The 15,345-nt window shown below is 61.9% G+C and carries 15 protein-coding genes; 9 read left to right on the forward strand and 6 right to left on the reverse strand.

Features of this window, described 5'->3' with window-relative positions; all coding sequences use genetic code 11:
• Positions 1-32: 32 nt before the first annotated feature.
• The 4 genes from ACFWXH_RS00840 (at position 33) to ACFWXH_RS00855 (ending at position 4,613) form a co-directional block, all read left to right on the forward strand.
• The gene (locus tag ACFWXH_RS00840; protein ID WP_379116677.1) at positions 33-1,256 is read left to right on the forward strand and encodes a urate hydroxylase PuuD; all 1,224 of its coding nucleotides are present in this window, start codon (positions 33-35) and stop codon (positions 1,254-1,256) included.
• A 167-nt stretch (positions 1,257-1,423) separates the two neighbouring features.
• Entirely contained in the window at positions 1,424-2,746 is a 1,323-nt protein-coding gene (guaD, locus tag ACFWXH_RS00845) for a guanine deaminase (RefSeq protein ID WP_379116680.1), read from the forward strand.
• A 67-nt stretch (positions 2,747-2,813) separates the two neighbouring features.
• Entirely contained in the window at positions 2,814-3,317 is a 504-nt protein-coding gene (locus ACFWXH_RS00850) for a heme-degrading domain-containing protein (protein WP_379116682.1), read from the forward strand.
• Positions 3,318-3,350: 33 nt separating this feature from the next.
• Positions 3,351-4,613: a glycerate kinase gene (locus tag ACFWXH_RS00855; RefSeq protein ID WP_379116684.1), complete on the forward strand. Its 1,263-nt coding sequence runs from the start codon at positions 3,351-3,353 to the stop codon at positions 4,611-4,613.
• 26 nt (positions 4,614-4,639) lie between these two features.
• Here the strand turns inward: ACFWXH_RS00855 and ACFWXH_RS00860 are convergent, their stop codons facing one another.
• The 3 genes from ACFWXH_RS00860 to ACFWXH_RS00870 form a co-directional block, all read right to left on the reverse strand.
• Positions 4,640-6,028 carry a glutamine synthetase family protein gene (locus ACFWXH_RS00860; protein WP_379116686.1) on the reverse strand — a complete coding sequence of 463 codons (1,389 nt, stop codon included), beginning with the start codon at positions 6,026-6,028 and terminating at the stop codon, positions 4,640-4,642.
• 34 nt (positions 6,029-6,062) lie between these two features.
• Positions 6,063-7,445 carry an aspartate aminotransferase family protein gene (locus ACFWXH_RS00865; RefSeq protein ID WP_379116688.1) on the reverse strand — a complete coding sequence of 461 codons (1,383 nt, stop codon included), beginning with the start codon at positions 7,443-7,445 and terminating at the stop codon, positions 6,063-6,065.
• 144 nt (positions 7,446-7,589) lie between these two features.
• Positions 7,590-8,018: a MarR family winged helix-turn-helix transcriptional regulator gene (locus ACFWXH_RS00870; RefSeq protein ID WP_379116690.1), complete on the reverse strand. Its 429-nt coding sequence runs from the start codon at positions 8,016-8,018 to the stop codon at positions 7,590-7,592.
• Positions 8,019-8,091: 73 nt separating this feature from the next.
• Here ACFWXH_RS00870 and ACFWXH_RS00875 point away from each other — a divergent pair, with 73 nt between their 5' ends.
• Positions 8,092-8,541: a hypothetical protein gene (locus ACFWXH_RS00875; protein ID WP_379116692.1), complete on the forward strand. Its 450-nt coding sequence runs from the start codon at positions 8,092-8,094 to the stop codon at positions 8,539-8,541.
• 3 nt (positions 8,542-8,544) lie between these two features.
• Here the strand turns inward: ACFWXH_RS00875 and ACFWXH_RS00880 are convergent, their stop codons facing one another.
• Both ACFWXH_RS00880 and ACFWXH_RS00885 read right to left on the reverse strand, forming a co-directional pair.
• Complete coding sequence (locus ACFWXH_RS00880; RefSeq protein ID WP_379116694.1) at positions 8,545-9,519, reverse strand: WD40 repeat domain-containing protein; 975 nt, start codon at positions 9,517-9,519, stop codon at positions 8,545-8,547.
• Positions 9,520-9,645: 126 nt separating this feature from the next.
• Positions 9,646-10,728, reverse strand: a complete 1,083-nt coding sequence (locus ACFWXH_RS00885) for a CobW family GTP-binding protein (protein WP_379116696.1) — start codon at positions 10,726-10,728, stop codon at positions 9,646-9,648.
• 386 nt (positions 10,729-11,114) lie between these two features.
• Between ACFWXH_RS00885 and ACFWXH_RS00890 the strand changes: the two genes are divergently transcribed.
• The gene (locus ACFWXH_RS00890) at positions 11,115-11,606 is read left to right on the forward strand and encodes a MarR family winged helix-turn-helix transcriptional regulator (RefSeq protein WP_054309273.1); all 492 of its coding nucleotides are present in this window, start codon (positions 11,115-11,117) and stop codon (positions 11,604-11,606) included.
• On the opposite strand, the gene ACFWXH_RS00895 is transcribed toward ACFWXH_RS00890, so the two are convergent.
• A complete protein-coding gene (locus ACFWXH_RS00895; RefSeq protein WP_379116699.1) occupies positions 11,603-12,490 on the reverse strand; it encodes an AraC family transcriptional regulator in 888 nt (295 codons plus the stop codon). The genes ACFWXH_RS00890 and ACFWXH_RS00895 overlap by 4 nt on opposite strands.
• Before the next feature lie 33 nt (positions 12,491-12,523).
• Here ACFWXH_RS00895 and ACFWXH_RS00900 point away from each other — a divergent pair, with 33 nt between their 5' ends.
• The 3 genes from ACFWXH_RS00900 (at position 12,524) to ACFWXH_RS00910 (ending at position 15,086) form a co-directional block, all read left to right on the forward strand.
• Positions 12,524-12,931: a DUF2000 family protein gene (locus ACFWXH_RS00900; RefSeq protein ID WP_054309272.1), complete on the forward strand. Its 408-nt coding sequence runs from the start codon at positions 12,524-12,526 to the stop codon at positions 12,929-12,931.
• Positions 12,932-13,112: 181 nt separating this feature from the next.
• Complete coding sequence (locus ACFWXH_RS00905; protein ID WP_379118895.1) at positions 13,113-13,997, forward strand: DMT family transporter; 885 nt, start codon at positions 13,113-13,115, stop codon at positions 13,995-13,997.
• A 66-nt stretch (positions 13,998-14,063) separates the two neighbouring features.
• Positions 14,064-15,086, forward strand: coding sequence for a LacI family DNA-binding transcriptional regulator (locus ACFWXH_RS00910; protein ID WP_054309270.1), 1,023 nt, complete (start codon positions 14,064-14,066; stop codon positions 15,084-15,086).
• The last annotated feature ends 259 nt before the right edge of the window (positions 15,087-15,345 follow it).

Consider the following 15,345-nt stretch of genomic DNA (forward strand, 5'->3'; position numbering starts at 1 on the left):
AATGTCGCCTGATCGGCACGAAGGGGTGGAGCATGCTCGACTATGTGATTTTCTGGGATTGGGCGGCATTCGCGGTGCGCTGGCTGCACGTGATCACCGGTATCGCCTGGATCGGCTCGTCCTTCTATTTCGTCGCGCTTGACCTCGGTCTGCGCCAGCGCCCCGGTCTGCCGGCTGGCGCCCATGGCGAAGAGTGGCAGGTCCACGGTGGCGGCTTCTACCACATCCAGAAATACCTGGTGGCCCCGGCCGAGATGCCGGAGCACCTGACCTGGTTCAAATGGGAATCCTATGCCACCTGGCTGTCCGGCTTCGCCATGCTGGCGATCGTCTATTATGCCGGCGCGGACCTGTTCCTGATCGATCGCAACGTGCTGGACGTATCGGCACCGGTCGCTATCCTGATTTCTCTTGGCTGCCTGGTTTCCGGCTGGATCGTCTACGATCTCCTGTGCCGTTCGCCGCTCGGTAATCACGACACGCTGCTGATGCTGGTGCTCTACGCAATCCTCGTGTTCATGGCGTGGGGTCTGACACATCTATTCACCGGCCGCGCGGCGTTCCTGCATCTCGGCGCCATCACCGCCACGATCATGTCGGCCAACGTCTTCATGATCATCATCCCGAACCAGAAGATCGTGGTCGCCGACCTTATCGCCGGCCGCAAGCCCGATCCGAAATACGGCAAGATCGCCAAGACGCGCTCGACGCACAACAACTACCTGACGCTGCCGGTGTTGTTCCTGATGCTGTCGAACCACTATCCGCTGGCGTTCGGCACGCAGTTCAACTGGATCATCGCCTCGCTGGTGTTCCTGATCGGCGTGCTGATCCGCCACTTCTTCAACACGCAGCATGCCCGCAAGGGCAACCCGACATGGACTTGGCTCGCCGCTGCCATTCTCTTCATCATCATCATGTGGCTGTCGACCGTGCCGAAGGTGCTGACCGGCGAGCAGAAGGTCTCGTCTACGGCAGAGGTCTACACCGCCTCCACGCATTTTCCGGCAGCGCGCGATGCCGTTCTTGGCCGCTGCTCCATGTGCCACACGCAGGAGCCGGTCTATGAGGGCATCTATCACGCACCCAAAGGCGTGATATTGGACAGCGATGCGACGATTGCCGAACACGCTCGCGAGATCTATCTGCAGGCCGGCCGCAGCCACGCCATGCCGCCCGGCAACGTCACCCAGATCACCGACCAGGAACGCGCGCTGCTGGTGACGTGGTTCGAAGAGGCCGGGAAGAAGCAGTAGACGTCGTCGGCAACCCGAAGGGATGGCGTTCAATCCGTTTCGCTGACACCTCTGTCCCGGATAACCGGTGGGTGAGGCTCGGGCAGCAAGTATCATCTCCTCGTTCGCGATGGAGGTGTCTGCAAAGCGGATGGCGAAGTGAAATTTGATACGGAAGCAAGAGCGAAATGACCACAACACTCCTGCGCGGCCGCACCCTGTCCTTCCTGCGCTGGCCTGAATCGATCGATGATCGCGCCGCCTATGTCTATGACGAGGATGGCGCTGTTCTCGTTGCCAACGGCAAGATCGTCGCTTCCGGTTCCTATACCGAGGTTTCAGCGCGCGCCGGTTCCGGTGCACGGGTGATCGATCATCGTCCACATCTGCTGTTGCCCGGTTTCATCGACGCGCATGTGCACATGCCGCAGATGCAGATCATCGCCAGTTATGGCGCCGAATTGCTCGACTGGCTGAACACCTACACATTCCCGGAAGAGTCGAAATTCGAGAATGCGCAACATGGCCGCCGTATTTCCCGGCTGTTCCTGGATGAGATGATCCGCAATGGCACCACGACGGTCGCCGCATATTGCTCGGTCCACAAGCAGTCGGCGGAAGCCTTTTTCGCCGAGGCCTACGATCGCGACATGCTGGTGATCGCCGGCAAGGTGATGATGGACCGCAACGCGCTGGAGGCGGTTCACGACACGCCGCAGTCCAGCTATGACGACACCAAGGCGCTGATTTCCGCGTGGCACGGCAAGGGTCGTGGCCTCTATGCGATCACGCCGCGCTTCGCCATCACCTCCACGCCGGAACAGATGGAGATGGCGCAGGCGCTGGCCCGCGAGCATCCGGACCTGCATATCCAGACGCACCTTTCGGAGAACCATGCCGAGATCTCCTTCACCCAGGAGCTCTATCCCTGGTCGAAGGACTACACCCATGTCTACGAGCACTATGGCTTGATGGGGCAGAAGACACTCCTTGGGCATTGTATCCACCTCTCCGAACGCGAGGCCGATGCCTTGTCCGATACGGGCGCGGTGGCTGTCTTCTGCCCGACTTCGAACCTTTTCCTCGGTTCCGGCCTCTTCGACTACCAGCGTTATCGCAGCCGCGAAAAGCCGCTGCGCATTGCGACGGCGACCGACGTCGGCGGCGGCACCAACTATTCGATGCTGCGTACCATGGACGAAGCCTACAAGGTGATCGCGCTGCAGGGCGAAAAGCTCAATCCGTTCCAGTCCTTCTGGCAAATCACCCGCGGCAATGCCGAGGCGCTGTCGGTGGTCGACCGCGTCGGTACGCTGGAAGCAGGAAGCGATGCCGATATCGTCGTGCTCGACAGCCAGGCGACGCCACTGCTGCAGGTGCGTTCAGAACGGATCAATTCGTTGGCCGAGGAGCTGTTCCTGCTGCAGACGGTTGGTGATGATCGTGTCGTGCGCGAGGTTTACGTTGCCGGAAAGCCAGCCAAGAGCGACTTGATGGTGGCGAATTCCTGATCTGCCCTTGACCTAAGGGGAGTTTGCCGTAAACGCGGATAGACATTCGTGCCTTCTGGGAGGAAGCATGGCCGCGAGCGAGGATATCGAGACGATCAGGCGTCAGGAGGCGGCGCTCGTCTTTGAGACGTTCGACGAAGCTGTTGCCTTTGAGATCGGCGGCGCGATCCGCGAGCGGGCGCTGAAGGAACAGCTGCCGATCATCGTCGACATCCGGACCTTTGACCGGCCATTGTTTTACGCCGCCCTGCCAGGCTCCAACGCGTCCAATCCCGATTGGGCGCGGCGCAAGATCAATGTCGTGAAGCGCTATCTGCGCAGTACGTACCGCATGGTGTTGGAACAACAACGCCCGGACCGCACCTTCAAGGTGGGTGAGGGGCTGGATATCGCCGAATACGTGCTTGCCGGCGGCGGCTTTCCCGTCACCGTCAAGGGCGCCGGTGTGGTCGGTGTGATCGCTGTTTCCGGGCTCCCGGAACGCGAAGACCACAACGTCGTGGTGGATGCGTTGTGTGCACACCTTGGGGTCGATCGCGCCAAGCTCGCTTTGCCGCCCTCCGTTGATTGACGTCTTTTCCGCCGTAAATAACAAGGTTCCGCCATGACCCTCGATCCGAAGGCCTTCCTCACCTCGATCTTCGAGGCTGCCGTGGCCGCTGCGGACCCTGAACTCACAATCCGCAGGCATCTGCCGGCGAAGCCCAGGGGGCGCACGATCGTCATCGGCGCGGGCAAGGGTTCGGCTCAGATGGCCGCGGCCTTCGAAAAGGTGTGGGATGGGCCGATCGAAGGGCTGATCGTTACGCGTTACGGTTATGGCGCACAGACCAAACACCTGGAGGTGGTGGAAGCCGCGCATCCCGTTCCCGACGCTGCCGGTCTTGCTGCGGCCAAACGCCTGCAGGAAATCGTCTCAGGTCTCAGCGAGGACGATCTGGTCATTGCGCTGGTCTGTGGCGGTGGTTCCGCGCTGCTGCCGGCGCCGGCAGGCAACCTGACGCTTGCTGACGAAATCGCCGTCAACGAGGCGCTGCTTGCCTCAGGCGCACCGATCTCGGCAATGAATACCATCCGCAAGCATGTCTCCACCATCAAGGGCGGGCGCCTGGCCGCCGCGGCATGGCCGGCCAGGGTGGTGTCGCTGATCGTTTCCGACATCCCCGGCGACAATCCGGCCCTTGTTGCTTCCGGGCCAACCGTTCCAGACGCGGCCAGCCGTGCCGATGCGCTCGCCGCCATCGCAGCCTATGGCATGAAACTGCCGGATGCGGTGATGGCGCATATCAATTCGCCAGCCGCTGAAGCGCCGCGTCCGGATGATCCGAAATTTGCCCGCAACGAGGTGCATGTCATCGCTTCGGCTGCAGTCTCACTCGAAGCGGCTGCGCAAGAGGCCAAGCGCCAGGGCGTCGAAGCCGTCATTCTCTCCGATGCACTGGAAGGAGAAGCGCGCGAAGTCGGTTCGGTGCATGCTGCGATCGCCCGCGAAGTTGCCACGCGCGACCGCCCTTTCAAGAAACCGGTGCTGATCCTGTCTGGCGGTGAAACCACGGTGACGCTGCGCGCCAAGGGCAAGGGCGGGCGCAATTCGGAATTCCTGCTGGCCTTCGCGATCGGCATCGATGGTGTCGAGGGCATCGATGCCCTCGCCGCCGACACCGATGGTATCGACGGCTCGGAAGACAATGCCGGCGCATTCTGCAATGCCTCCACCGTGACGCGCATGCGGGCAGCCGACGTCGATGCCAAGGCGATGCTGGCCGGCAACAACGCCTGGACGGCCTTCAATGCGGTGGACGACCTGTTCGTGCCGGGTCCCACCGGCACGAATGTCAACGACCTCAGGGCGATCCTGGTGCGATAGATCGGTTCTATCCGGGGCAGGCGGGACTACACCTCATGCAAATAGAGGTGGTAATCCAGCTCGCTGACCGTGCGGGCGACGCGCAGATATTCGGCCCATTTGATCTCGACGAAGGTCTTGTGCAGGTCCGGTCCCAGCGCGGTCTTCAGGAAGGATGAGCTACGGGCGGCCTCGATCGCTGCACGCCAGTCGATCGGCATTTTGGTTCTCGCCTCGCCAGCCGCCTCATAACCATTGCCGGTGACTTCGGCGCCTGGGTCGATCTTTTCCTCAAGCCCTTTGGCAACGCCCGCCAGAATGGTCGCAGCTACGAGGTAGGGGTTCGCATCGACGCCGGAAGGCCGGTGTTCGATGCGGCGGTTCTTGGCATCGCCGGCCGGCACGCGCAGGGCCACCGAGCGGTTGTTGACCCCCCAGGTCGGGGCCACCGGGGCATAGGATTGCGAAACGAACCGACGCCAGGAGTTGGCGTGCGGGGCAAACACCAGCATGGATTCAGCCATCGTCTCGGCAAGCCCGCCGAGCGCGTTGAGCAGCAGCGGCGACCAGGCGCCTGGCGTTGTCTCGGTAAAGACGTTCTTGCCGGTGCCATCCAGCAGCGAGACATGGAAATGCATGCCGGAGCCGGCATATTTTTCGATCGGCTTGGCCATGAAACAGGCAGTGACGCCGTGGCGGCGGGCCTGCATGCGCACCACACGCTTCAGCATGATGAGATCGTCGGCTGCACGCATCACATCCTTGCGGTAGTTCAGCGTCAGCTCGTATTGGCCCGGCGCATATTCCGAGATCACCGTTTCAGCCGGGATGCCTTGCGCCTTGGCGGCTGCATAGATGTCGGAAAACAGTGGCTCCATGCCGTGCAGATGGTCGACGGAATAGACTTCCGTCTTGCCGCTCCGGCGCCCGTCCAGCACGGCGTTGGCCGGCTGCACCTTGCCATCGGCATCGCGGTCATTGGCAAGCAGGAAGAATTCGAGCTCAAAGGCGCCGGCCGGGTGCAGTCCTTTCGCAGCCAATGCCTCGACCTGGCGGGCCAAAGCGTGGCGGGGGTCTGAGGTCATCGGCTCGCCGTCGAGATGGTACATCGCCATCAGGACCTGGCCGCGCGGCGGATTGGTGCCGTGCAGCGGCACCAGCGTGCCGGGGATCGGCCAGGCGCGCAGGTCGCCATCGCCGGAGTCCCAGATCAGGCCGGTTTCGTGGACATCTTCGCCGGTGATGTCGAGGCCCAGGATAGAGATCGGCATATGGCGGCCGTTTTCGTAGACGCCGGCAAGTTCGTGGCGGCGCAGGATCTTGCCGCGGCCGACACCATTGGCATCGGTCAGCACGATGTCGAAGGCTTCGATTTCGGGATGGGCATCCAGGAATGCCGTGGCTTCGGCAGGCGTCGAGCCTGAAGGTGAGGTCATGATTGCACTCTGAAGGATTGTTGTCAGGCTTCTCTCATGCCGCAAGCTTTGCGGCAACATCGGTGAAGGCGGCGATCAGCCGTTTCACCTGTGCCGCCGTGGTGACGGGCGAGATGAGCATCATGTTGTGGAACGGCGCGATCAGCACGCCGCGATTGACCAGCGCGACATGCACGGCCGCTTCCAGTTCCGGCGCGTGCGCGCCTTCCGCCTCGGCACCGTTGCCGAGCGGGCCGGGCGCGCAGATGAATTCGACGCGGGCGCCAACGCGCATGACATGCCAGGGGAGATGGTGACGTTTGATCGCAGCGCCCAGCCCAGATGCAAGCTTGCCCGCCAACCTGTCCATATGAGCGTAGTTTTCCGCCGTCATCACCTCTTCCAGCGTGGCACGCATGGTGGCGAATTGCAGCGGATTGCCCGACAGCGTCGTGCCCATGCCGGAATAGCCGGGCTCCTTGTCGCGGTTATAGGCGGCATAGCGCGAGGCAGTCTCCTCACTCATGCCCCACACGCTCGCCGGCACGCCGCCGGCGACCGGCTTGCCGAGGACGAAAAGGTCCGGCTCGAGGCCATGGGTTTTGGTGTAACCGCCGCGGCCGGTCGAAATCGTATGCGTCTCGTCGATCAGAAGCAGCGTGCCTGTTTCGCGGGTAAGGCGCCTGAGCGCATCGTGGAAACCGGGTTGCGGCAGCACCATGCAGGAGTTGGTCAGCACCGGCTCGGTGATGACGCACGCCACGTCCTTCGCTTTGAGCGCGGCTTTCAGCGCGGGCAGGTCGTTGAATTCGACGATCTTGGTGCGTTCGGTCAGATCCCGGAACTCACCGGCCAGTCCCGGCCGGTTGATCGGTTTGCCGTCCTTCATCCGCACCATCGTCTCGTCGACCGAGCCATGGTAGCAGCCGTTGAAGACGAGGATCTTGTCGCGACCGGTGACGGCGCGTGCGATGCGCAGCGCAAAACGGTTGGCATCGGTGGCGGTCGTTGCGATCTGCCAATAGGGCAGTCCGAAAAGCTCTTGCAGCAGGGTGCCGACGGCCAGCGCATCCTCCGATGGCAGCATATAGGTGAGGCCACGGCCGGCCTGCTTGCGGATGGCACGAGCTACGGGTGCTGGCGAATGGCCGAACATCGAACCGGTGTCGCCGAGGCAGAAATCATCGAGCCGGTTGCCGTCGACATCGGTGATGGTGGCGCGTCTGGCGCTTTCGACAAGGATCGGGAAGGGGGTCGGCCAGTCGGTCATCCAGTGCATCGGCACGCCATCGAAATAGCCGGCGATACCATTGCCGGTGCGAGCCTGCGATTTCGGACGGGCTTTTCGGAAACTCTCGGCCTCTGCTGCTCGCAGCTGCGTGATGCGGTTGGCGTCGATGCCACCGATGGTGCTGTTTAAACCTTTGCCTACGCTCATTCACTCCCCCTGTTGGCCGGCGCACTCTAGCCAGAGGTCGCGTCAAACAGCAATTGGCCGTCAGACGGGAGAGCGTTGGTTCAGGAGGGGGCGGCTGGGAGAGGATATTCGTCGCTTCAATTTCCTGATCTGTCGGAAAATCAATCACTCGTGCATTGCGGCGATGGCACGCTGCATGAGGAGCAGGAAAAGCTCGCGTTCGCCGGCGCTGAAGTTCGCCAGTGCAGCTTCATTCTGGGCTCGGGCGGCATCGGTCGCAGGAATGCGCAGGCCTTTTGCCTTCTGCGTCATGTGTATGGATTGCGAGCGGCCGTCCGCCGGGTTGGAACGCCGTTCTATCAGCCCATCGCGCTCCATGCGCGTCAACGTGTTGGCCATCGTTGCCTGCTCTACGTCGAGGCGGCGCACCAGTTCGCTCTGGGTCAGCCCGTCTTCGTCCCACAACGCAAGCAGTGTCATGAACTGTGCCGGTGCCAGACCCAGCGAACGGATTCGCTGCTGCAATCCCTTGGCGAACAGCCGTGCCATCTGGTTGGCAAGGAAACCGGCCGAGCGTTCTTTTTGAAAATCCATGGCTCAGGAATAGCTGTTGAATAGCATGCTATGCAATGATATATAGCATGCTATTCAAATCTGGGAGATCGCGATGAAAGCGAAGGTCCACGCGGCGGCCGGTGCCGTCGCGCTGCTCGCTGTTGTCTGCTTCTGGCTGTCAACAGCAGTGGCTGAAGTGTCGGGCAATGTGGAAACGATCGCGACGGTGAAATCAGCGATCCTCGCCGGCATGGTCGTGCTCATTCCAGCCATGGCCTTGGCTGGAGCTTCCGGTTTTTCCCTGGGCAAAGGATGGAAGAGCCCGGTCGTCCAGCGCAAGAAGCGCCGGATGCGCTTCATCGCCGTCAATGGCATGCTGATCCTGCTGCCGTCGGCATATATGCTTGCGGGTTGGGCGGCGCAGGGTCGTTTCGATGCAGCCTTCGTCGTCGTGCAGGCGCTCGAATTTGCGGCAGGGGCGGCAAACATCACTTTGCTGTCGCTCAACATGCGCGACGGGCTGGCGCTGCGGCGCAAGCCCTCAGCACAAAGTGTCGGGTGAGGATCAGGCGGTGATGTCGATGATGCCGCAATCGCCCGTGGCGCTGCCAAAGGCCAGGCGGCGTTCCGCCTTGTCCCAGGTCAGCGCCGTGATGGCGCCTTTGCCGGGGCGGCGCAGCATGACTTCCTTGGCGTCGTGGAAGCGCGCTGCAATGACCATGCCGTCTTCGTAACCGATCGCGACGACCTCTTCGCTGGGATGGCAGGCGACGGCAGTGACCATCGTGTTGCCGCGCGTGCCGAGTTCCAGCGGCGCCTTGCCCATCGGTCCATCCTTGGCCTGGAACGGCCAGACGATCGCGGCAGGTGCGCCTGAACTGGCCAGCCATTTGCCGCGCGCGCTCCACGACAGGCTCTTCACCTTGGCGGGATAGCCGGACATCCGCATATGCTTGCCATCGGCCAGCTTCCAGCCATGCAGCGCGTTTTCCTGCATGGTGGTGACCAGGAAGTTGCCGTCCGGCGAGAAGGTGACGCCGGTATGCGCACCGGCCCACTCCAGCTCTGCCGGCTTGCCGTCGGTGGCCGGGAAATGCAGCGTGGCGCCATTGTATCGGGCAACGGCGATGCGCATGCCGCGCGGTGCGAAGGCAACACCCTCCACCGTGCGCGGATGCTGGAATTCCTTGACTTTGCCATCCTTGAAACGGACGAAAGCGCTCTTGCCTGCACCATAGGCGACCGCTTCCTGCGGGCCGGCGGCAACGCTGCTGATCCACTTGCGGCCCGCCGCTGCCAATTCCTCGACAACGCCTTCTGGCTTGACGGAAAGCACCTTGCCGTCTTCACCGCCGGTGATGAGCCGGCCATTGGCCTCGTCGTAGGCGGCGGCAAGCAGCCCGTCATTGGCCTGCACCGTCTTGTGACCATTGTCCAACCGGTGGACCGCGCCGTCGGCAAACGCGAAATGCGGCACGTCGTTTAGGAAAACGGCAGCTATGCAATGGCCGTCGATATCAAGCGGGGCGACTGTGGGCATAGGGCAGAAATTCCATGCGATATTTTGGATGGGCCATCAAAAAGCAGCCCCTCATCAGCTGAAAGCCGGTGAGGGGCTTACTCGACCTTGCCGGTCCAGGCAAGAAAAGTGCTATGGCGAAGAGCTTTACGCCGCCTGGCAGGCGTCGAAGCTCGACTTCAGCCGTTCGGCATCGAGCTTGCGGCCGATGAACACCAGTCGGCTCTCGTGTTTCTCGCCGTCTTTCCAGGCGCGCTGGTGGTCGCCTTCGATGATCATGTGCACGCCCTGGAGCACATAGCGGTCCGGGTCGTCCTTCAGCGCGATGATGCCTTTCAGGCGCAGGATGTTCGGGCCTTCCATCTGGGTGATCTTCTCGATCCAGGGGAAGAACTTCTTCGGGTCCATCTCGCCGCCGCGGAGCGAAACCGACTGCACCGTCACGTCGTGGATCGGTGAGGCATGATGATGATGGTCATGATCGTGATCATGGTGGTGATGATCATGGTCGTGGTGATGATGGTGGTGATCGTGATCGCAATCCGGACCGCATTCATGATCGTGGTCGTGATCATGCGCTTCCAGGAAGTGCGGATCGTTCTCCAGCGCGCGCTTGAGGTCAAAGGCGCCGCGGTCGAGCACTTCGGTCAGGGCCACGCCCGAACGCTGCGTGCGATGGATGCGGGCTGATGGGTTGATGGCGCGGATGGTCGCTTCGACCGTTGCGAGTTCTTCCGGCGTCACCAGATCGGTCTTGTTCAGCACCACCACGTCGGCGAAGGCGATCTGATCCTCGGCCTCTTTGGAGTCCTTCAGGCGCAGCGGCAGGTGCTTGGCGTCGACCAGCGCCACGACCGCGTCCAGCTTGGTCTTGGAGCGCACGTCGTCGTCCATGAAGAAGGTCTGGGCAACCGGTGCCGGGTCGGCAAGGCCGGTGGTCTCGACAAGGATGGCGTCGAAGCGGCCGGGGCGGCGCATCAGGCCCTCCACCGTACGGATCAGGTCGCCGCGCACCGTGCAGCAGACGCAGCCATTGTTCATCTCGTAGATTTCCTCGTCGGACTCCACGATCAGGTCGTTGTCGATGCCGATCTCGCCGAATTCGTTGACGATCACGGCATACCGCTTGCCATGATTCTCGGAGAGGATGCGGTTGAGCAGCGTCGTCTTGCCCGCGCCGAGATAGCCGGTCAGCACGGTTACGGGGATCTGCGTCTGTGTCTCGCTCATATCGGGCCTCGAAAGGGAAATTTCCCTCCATATAGGACGTCACTTCGGCTTTTGCACCTGTCAAACCGCTGATCCAGACGGGTCTGCTGTCATTGGAGCGTTTCCGTTTTTCACGGAAACGCGGAAATGCTCCAACGCTCTATTTTTACGCAATTCCGGGCGCAAACCGCTGCGCACTTTTGCTGGAGTTGCTCTAGCCGCTGCAAGCATTTTGCGCTGCAATAATGCTTTGTCATCTAACTGAAATAATCATCTGTCATTAGCCACGGCGAATGTTGCGTGTCTTGCCGGCAAAGCGGTTCATTCGCCGGCCTCTTTGAACACTCATTGCCAATCCAGGCGCCGCGGCTATTGTGCCGATTTAGGCGCGGTCCAGGAGACTGACCATGGCCAAGGCTGACAAAAGTGCGACGATGAGCCGGCTGCATTCCGCGGCCAGATTGGCAAGAACGGCACTCGCCGCTCGATTGCTGGCTCATGGCTTTTATGCCGGGCAGGACCAGATCATGCTGGCGCTGAGCCGGGAGGACGGCCAGACGCCGGGTACGCTGGCCGACCGGCTGGGCGTTCGCCCGCCCACCATCACCAAGACCATCAACAGGCTGCAGGCACAGGGCTTCCTGGAGAAGCGCGCTTCCAATGCAGATGCCCGCCAGGCGCATATCTTCCTGACCGATTCGGGCCGCGAGACCATCCACGCCATCGAGAAGTCGGTGAAGAAGACCGAAAAGCAGGCATTGCGCGGTCTGGACAAGAAGGATCAGAAGACGCTGTTCAAGCTGCTGGCTCGCGTCGAGGCGAACCTGTCGGACGAAGAGATCGTGCTCGCCGATGAGGACGAGGACGAACAGGAGATCCGTCCCGCGGTTGCGGTTTAAGCGGCTGTCAGGATTTTGACCGGCGCTTCGCTGCGGATAAGCGCCGACCAGCGCCCCGGTGTCAGGCCGAACGCCTTCTTGAACTGACGATTGAAATGGCTCTGGTCGCTGAAGCCGGCATCGGCGGCGATCTCAGCCAGCGGGGTGCCGAGCGACATCATCCTCTTTGCCTGCTCCAGCCGCCGCATCACCAGGAAGCGATGTGGACTGGTGGAAAAGGCTGCGCGGAAATGACGTGACAGCGCATAGCGGTCGAGACCGGTGATGGCTTCCAGCTCTGCCGATCGCACCAGATCCAACGCGTTGTCCTTCAGGTAATCGCGGGCAAGGTTCGCCGCGCGCCAGGCTGTCTTGCCCAAGGGCTTGGCCGGACGGCTCGCATGGCGCAGCATGAAGCCTGCGAGCTCAGCGACGAAATCATCGACGAACAGCTCATCCAGTCGCTGGTCCAGTTCACCGAGCGCATTGGCAAGCATGGCGCGGAAGCCGGCGTCGTTGATGATCCCTTCCGGCACGAAGGGTAGTGGTGCGCCGCCCATGGCACCCGCAAGCAGGGCCGGTTCCAGATAGAGCATCCGATAGCGCAGACCGTTCTCCGTGCCGGCGCCTCCGTCATGCACCTCGTCGGGATGCAGCACGATCAACTGGCCGGGAAGGCTATGACGCACCGCGCCGCGATAGCGAAAGCTCTGCACGCCCGAAAGCGTGACGCCGATCGCATAGGTGTCGTGGCGATGCGGATCGAAAACCGGACCATGGAACCAGGCTTCGATGCGTTCCAGGCCCGTGGTGCCCGGCGCCTGCACGATGCGGTCGCCGCTGTCGTTTGCGCACAAACGTCCAAGACCCTGGAAGGCCTCGGCAGCTAGATCGGTGGACGTCATCTCATTCATCGGAATCCAATATAGGAAGCTGGCATGTTCGATACGAAATTTACAGTCGTGCTGAGGGAAGATCTCGCCGTCTGGCAAAAGCTCAACGTCACCGCATTTTTGAGCACCGGCGTTGCAGCGCAGTTCCCGGACATGATCGGCGAGCCTTATCGTGATCGCAGCGGCAATCTCTACAACGCGCTGTCCATCCAGCCGGTCATCGTCCTGTCGGCCGATCAGGCAACCTTGTCCACGATCCATCGCCGCTCCTTGGAGCGGGATGTGAAGGTCTCGCTTTATGTCGAGGAGATGTTCTCGACCGGCTTCGATGCGCTCAATCGCGAAACCTTCGCCAAATTCGCGCCGGACGATGCCAAGGTGGTTGGTCTCGCCTTGAGGGCGGACAAGAAGATCGTCGACAAGATCACCAAGGGCGCGCGGATGCACGCCTGAGAGAGGCCGGCGGCGAAGACCGTCCGAGGCGCAAAATTCCAGGGCTGGTGGCATCTTTTGTGTTGCCGCTAGGCGCCACTTCCCGCACAAGCGGGTAGGACCATTTTCGTGACGCCTTGCCGCAGTGAGCCAGCCAGACAGACAGGAAGAAAGTGCGACGCCTCCGGCGGCGATCGCCTACATGCTGTCGGTCTATGTGGTTTTCTCCTTCCTCGACACCTCGATCAAATATCTGGTTCTTGCCGGCCTGGCGCCGCTGTTCATCGCCTGGGTGCGCTTCAGCGTCCATGTCGTGCTGGTGATCGGCCTGTTTCGGGGCTGGCAGGGCATCGGGCGTTTCCGGACTGGGAATCTCAAGGCTCATATCCTGCGCGGTATGCTCCTGGCGGGATCCACGCTCTGCAACATCGTCGCGCTGCGTACGCTGCAACTGGCCGAGACGACGTCGATCTATTTCTTCGGTCCGATGGTGATTACCGCGCTTGCGGGCCCGCTGCTTGGCGAATGGGCCGGCTGGCGGCGCTGGCTGGCCATCCTGGCCGGTTTCATCGGTGTGCTGGTGATTACGCGACCGGGTGTCGGGGTGTTCGGCATCGGCCATCTGTTCGCGCTCGGCTCGATGCTCTCCAACTCGCTTTACGTGATCATGACGCGGCGCATGGCTGCGACCGAGACACCGGAAAGCCTGATCTTCTATTCAGCACTGGCGCCAGCGGTCATCCTCTCGCCGACGTTGTTCTTTTCCGCCACCTTGCCGGCGGATGCCTGGCATTGGCTGATCCTGCTCCTGCTTGGCGTGTTCGGAGGAGGTGGTCATTGGCTGCTGATCCGTGCCTACAAGCTGGCGACCGCCACCGCATTGGCGCCCTATCCCTATTCGCAAATGATCTGGATGATCGGTTTCGGCTACTTCATCTTCGGCCAGTTTCCCGATGGCTGGACGCTCGCCGGTGCAGCCATCATCGTCGCCAGCGGGCTCTACATCCTGCACCGTGAACACCGGCTGCGCGTGCGCAACAAGGCGGCTCTGGACGCCGAAACCGGCGAGCTGGCAAAAAAGCTTTGATTTGCCGTCGTTCGATGGCATAAGCCGCTTTTAAACAGTTTAAATCGCGAGCGGGAGCCCAGAGCGCTGGCACAGAAGATCAAGCTTTCGACCATTGCCGATGCGCTCGGCGTTTCCACGGCTACTGTTTCCCTGGCGCTGCGCGACAGCCCGCTGGTCGCGGGCTCGACCCGCGAGAAGATCAAGGAACATGCCCGCGAGATCGGGTATATCTACAACCGCCGTGCCGCCTCGCTGCGCACCTCCCGTTCCGGCATCGTCGGGGTCGTCGTGCACGACATCATGAACCCGTTCTACGCCGAGATCCTGCGTTCCATCGAGCACGAACTGGACCGCAGCCGGCAGACTTTCCTGCTCTCCAATCACTACGACCAGCTCGACAAGCAGCGCACCTTCATCGATACGCTGCTGCAGCTTGGTGCCGATGGCGTGATCATGTCGCCGGCAATCGACACGCCGGCTTCAGATATCATCATGGCCGAAGAAAACGGCCTGCCGGCGGTGCTCATCGCGCGCGATGTCGAAGATGCGCATGTGCCGGTGTTCCGCGGGGATGACGCCTATGGCACTGCCCTTGCCACCAATCATCTCATCTCGCTCGGCCACAAGCGCATCGCCATGGTCGGTGGCACGGACCAGACTTCCACCGGCCGCGACCGCTATCAGGGTTACGTCAACGCCATGGAAGCGGCCGGGCTCGAAGTGATGCCGTCCTGGCGTGTTCCCGGACCGCGCACCAAGCAGGGTGGCTTCGAAGCGGCGGCGCAATTCCTGGCGTTGAAGGACAAGCCGACCGCGGCCTGCTGCTGGAACGATCTCGTCGCCATCGGTCTGATGAACGGCATCGCTCGCGCCGGCCTGGTACCGGGCGTCGATATTTCCGTGACGGGCTACGACGACCTCGAGGAAGCGCAGATCGCCACGCCGGCGCTGACCACCGTTTGGAACGGCCAGCGTGAGGTCGGTCGCCGAGCGGCCAGCGCCTTGCTGGACAAGCTGAACGGCCAGACGGTGCGCCCTTCGCAGGAGCTCATCAAGCCGGAGCTTCACGTCCGCCAGTCGACCGGGCGTCCGGTGGAGCGCAGCTGACCGGGCCGATCGCCGGTAAGGCATTCTCCAAACACAGAGCTTGGTGTGGCTTTTGTTGAGGCCACGCGACGGCGATGGCTGCCGGCATCAACCAGACGATAGTCCTCGCTGCATGCCCTTTATGTGGCACTGCAACATCATCCTGCGAAAACTTGACTATTTTTGTAATCTTCAAACTTGACTCGTTTGGTTAAGTTATTTAGGCGCGCTTCAGGGAGCCGCGAGAGGGCATTGCCGGCTCCGCAATTTTGTGAGGGGC

The organism is Mesorhizobium sp. NPDC059054, from assembly GCF_042739215.1.
In the GTDB taxonomy this organism is placed as follows: Bacteria; Pseudomonadota; Alphaproteobacteria; order Rhizobiales; family Rhizobiaceae; genus Mesorhizobium.

Bases quoted from the DNA above. Each gene is read 5' to 3' on its own strand.
- ACFWXH_RS00840 (WP_379116677.1), top strand. From the start codon at position 33: ATGCTCGACTATGTGATTTTCTGGGATTGGGCGGCATTCGCGGTGCGC.
- guaD (WP_379116680.1), top strand. From the start codon at position 1,424: ATGACCACAACACTCCTGCGCGGCCGCACCCTGTCCTTCCTGCGCTGG.
- ACFWXH_RS00850 (WP_379116682.1), top strand. From the start codon at position 2,814: ATGGCCGCGAGCGAGGATATCGAGACGATCAGGCGTCAGGAGGCGGCG.
- ACFWXH_RS00855 (WP_379116684.1), top strand. From the start codon at position 3,351: ATGACCCTCGATCCGAAGGCCTTCCTCACCTCGATCTTCGAGGCTGCC.
- ACFWXH_RS00860 (WP_379116686.1), bottom strand. From the start codon at position 6,028: ATGACCTCACCTTCAGGCTCGACGCCTGCCGAAGCCACGGCATTCCTG.
- ACFWXH_RS00865 (WP_379116688.1), bottom strand. From the start codon at position 7,445: ATGAGCGTAGGCAAAGGTTTAAACAGCACCATCGGTGGCATCGACGCC.
- ACFWXH_RS00870 (WP_379116690.1), bottom strand. From the start codon at position 8,018: ATGGATTTTCAAAAAGAACGCTCGGCCGGTTTCCTTGCCAACCAGATG.
- ACFWXH_RS00875 (WP_379116692.1), top strand. From the start codon at position 8,092: ATGAAAGCGAAGGTCCACGCGGCGGCCGGTGCCGTCGCGCTGCTCGCT.
- ACFWXH_RS00880 (WP_379116694.1), bottom strand. From the start codon at position 9,519: ATGCCCACAGTCGCCCCGCTTGATATCGACGGCCATTGCATAGCTGCC.
- ACFWXH_RS00885 (WP_379116696.1), bottom strand. From the start codon at position 10,728: ATGAGCGAGACACAGACGCAGATCCCCGTAACCGTGCTGACCGGCTAT.
- ACFWXH_RS00890 (WP_054309273.1), top strand. From the start codon at position 11,115: ATGGCCAAGGCTGACAAAAGTGCGACGATGAGCCGGCTGCATTCCGCG.
- ACFWXH_RS00895 (WP_379116699.1), bottom strand. From the start codon at position 12,490: ATGACGTCCACCGATCTAGCTGCCGAGGCCTTCCAGGGTCTTGGACGT.
- ACFWXH_RS00900 (WP_054309272.1), top strand. From the start codon at position 12,524: ATGTTCGATACGAAATTTACAGTCGTGCTGAGGGAAGATCTCGCCGTC.
- ACFWXH_RS00905 (WP_379118895.1), top strand. From the start codon at position 13,113: ATGCTGTCGGTCTATGTGGTTTTCTCCTTCCTCGACACCTCGATCAAA.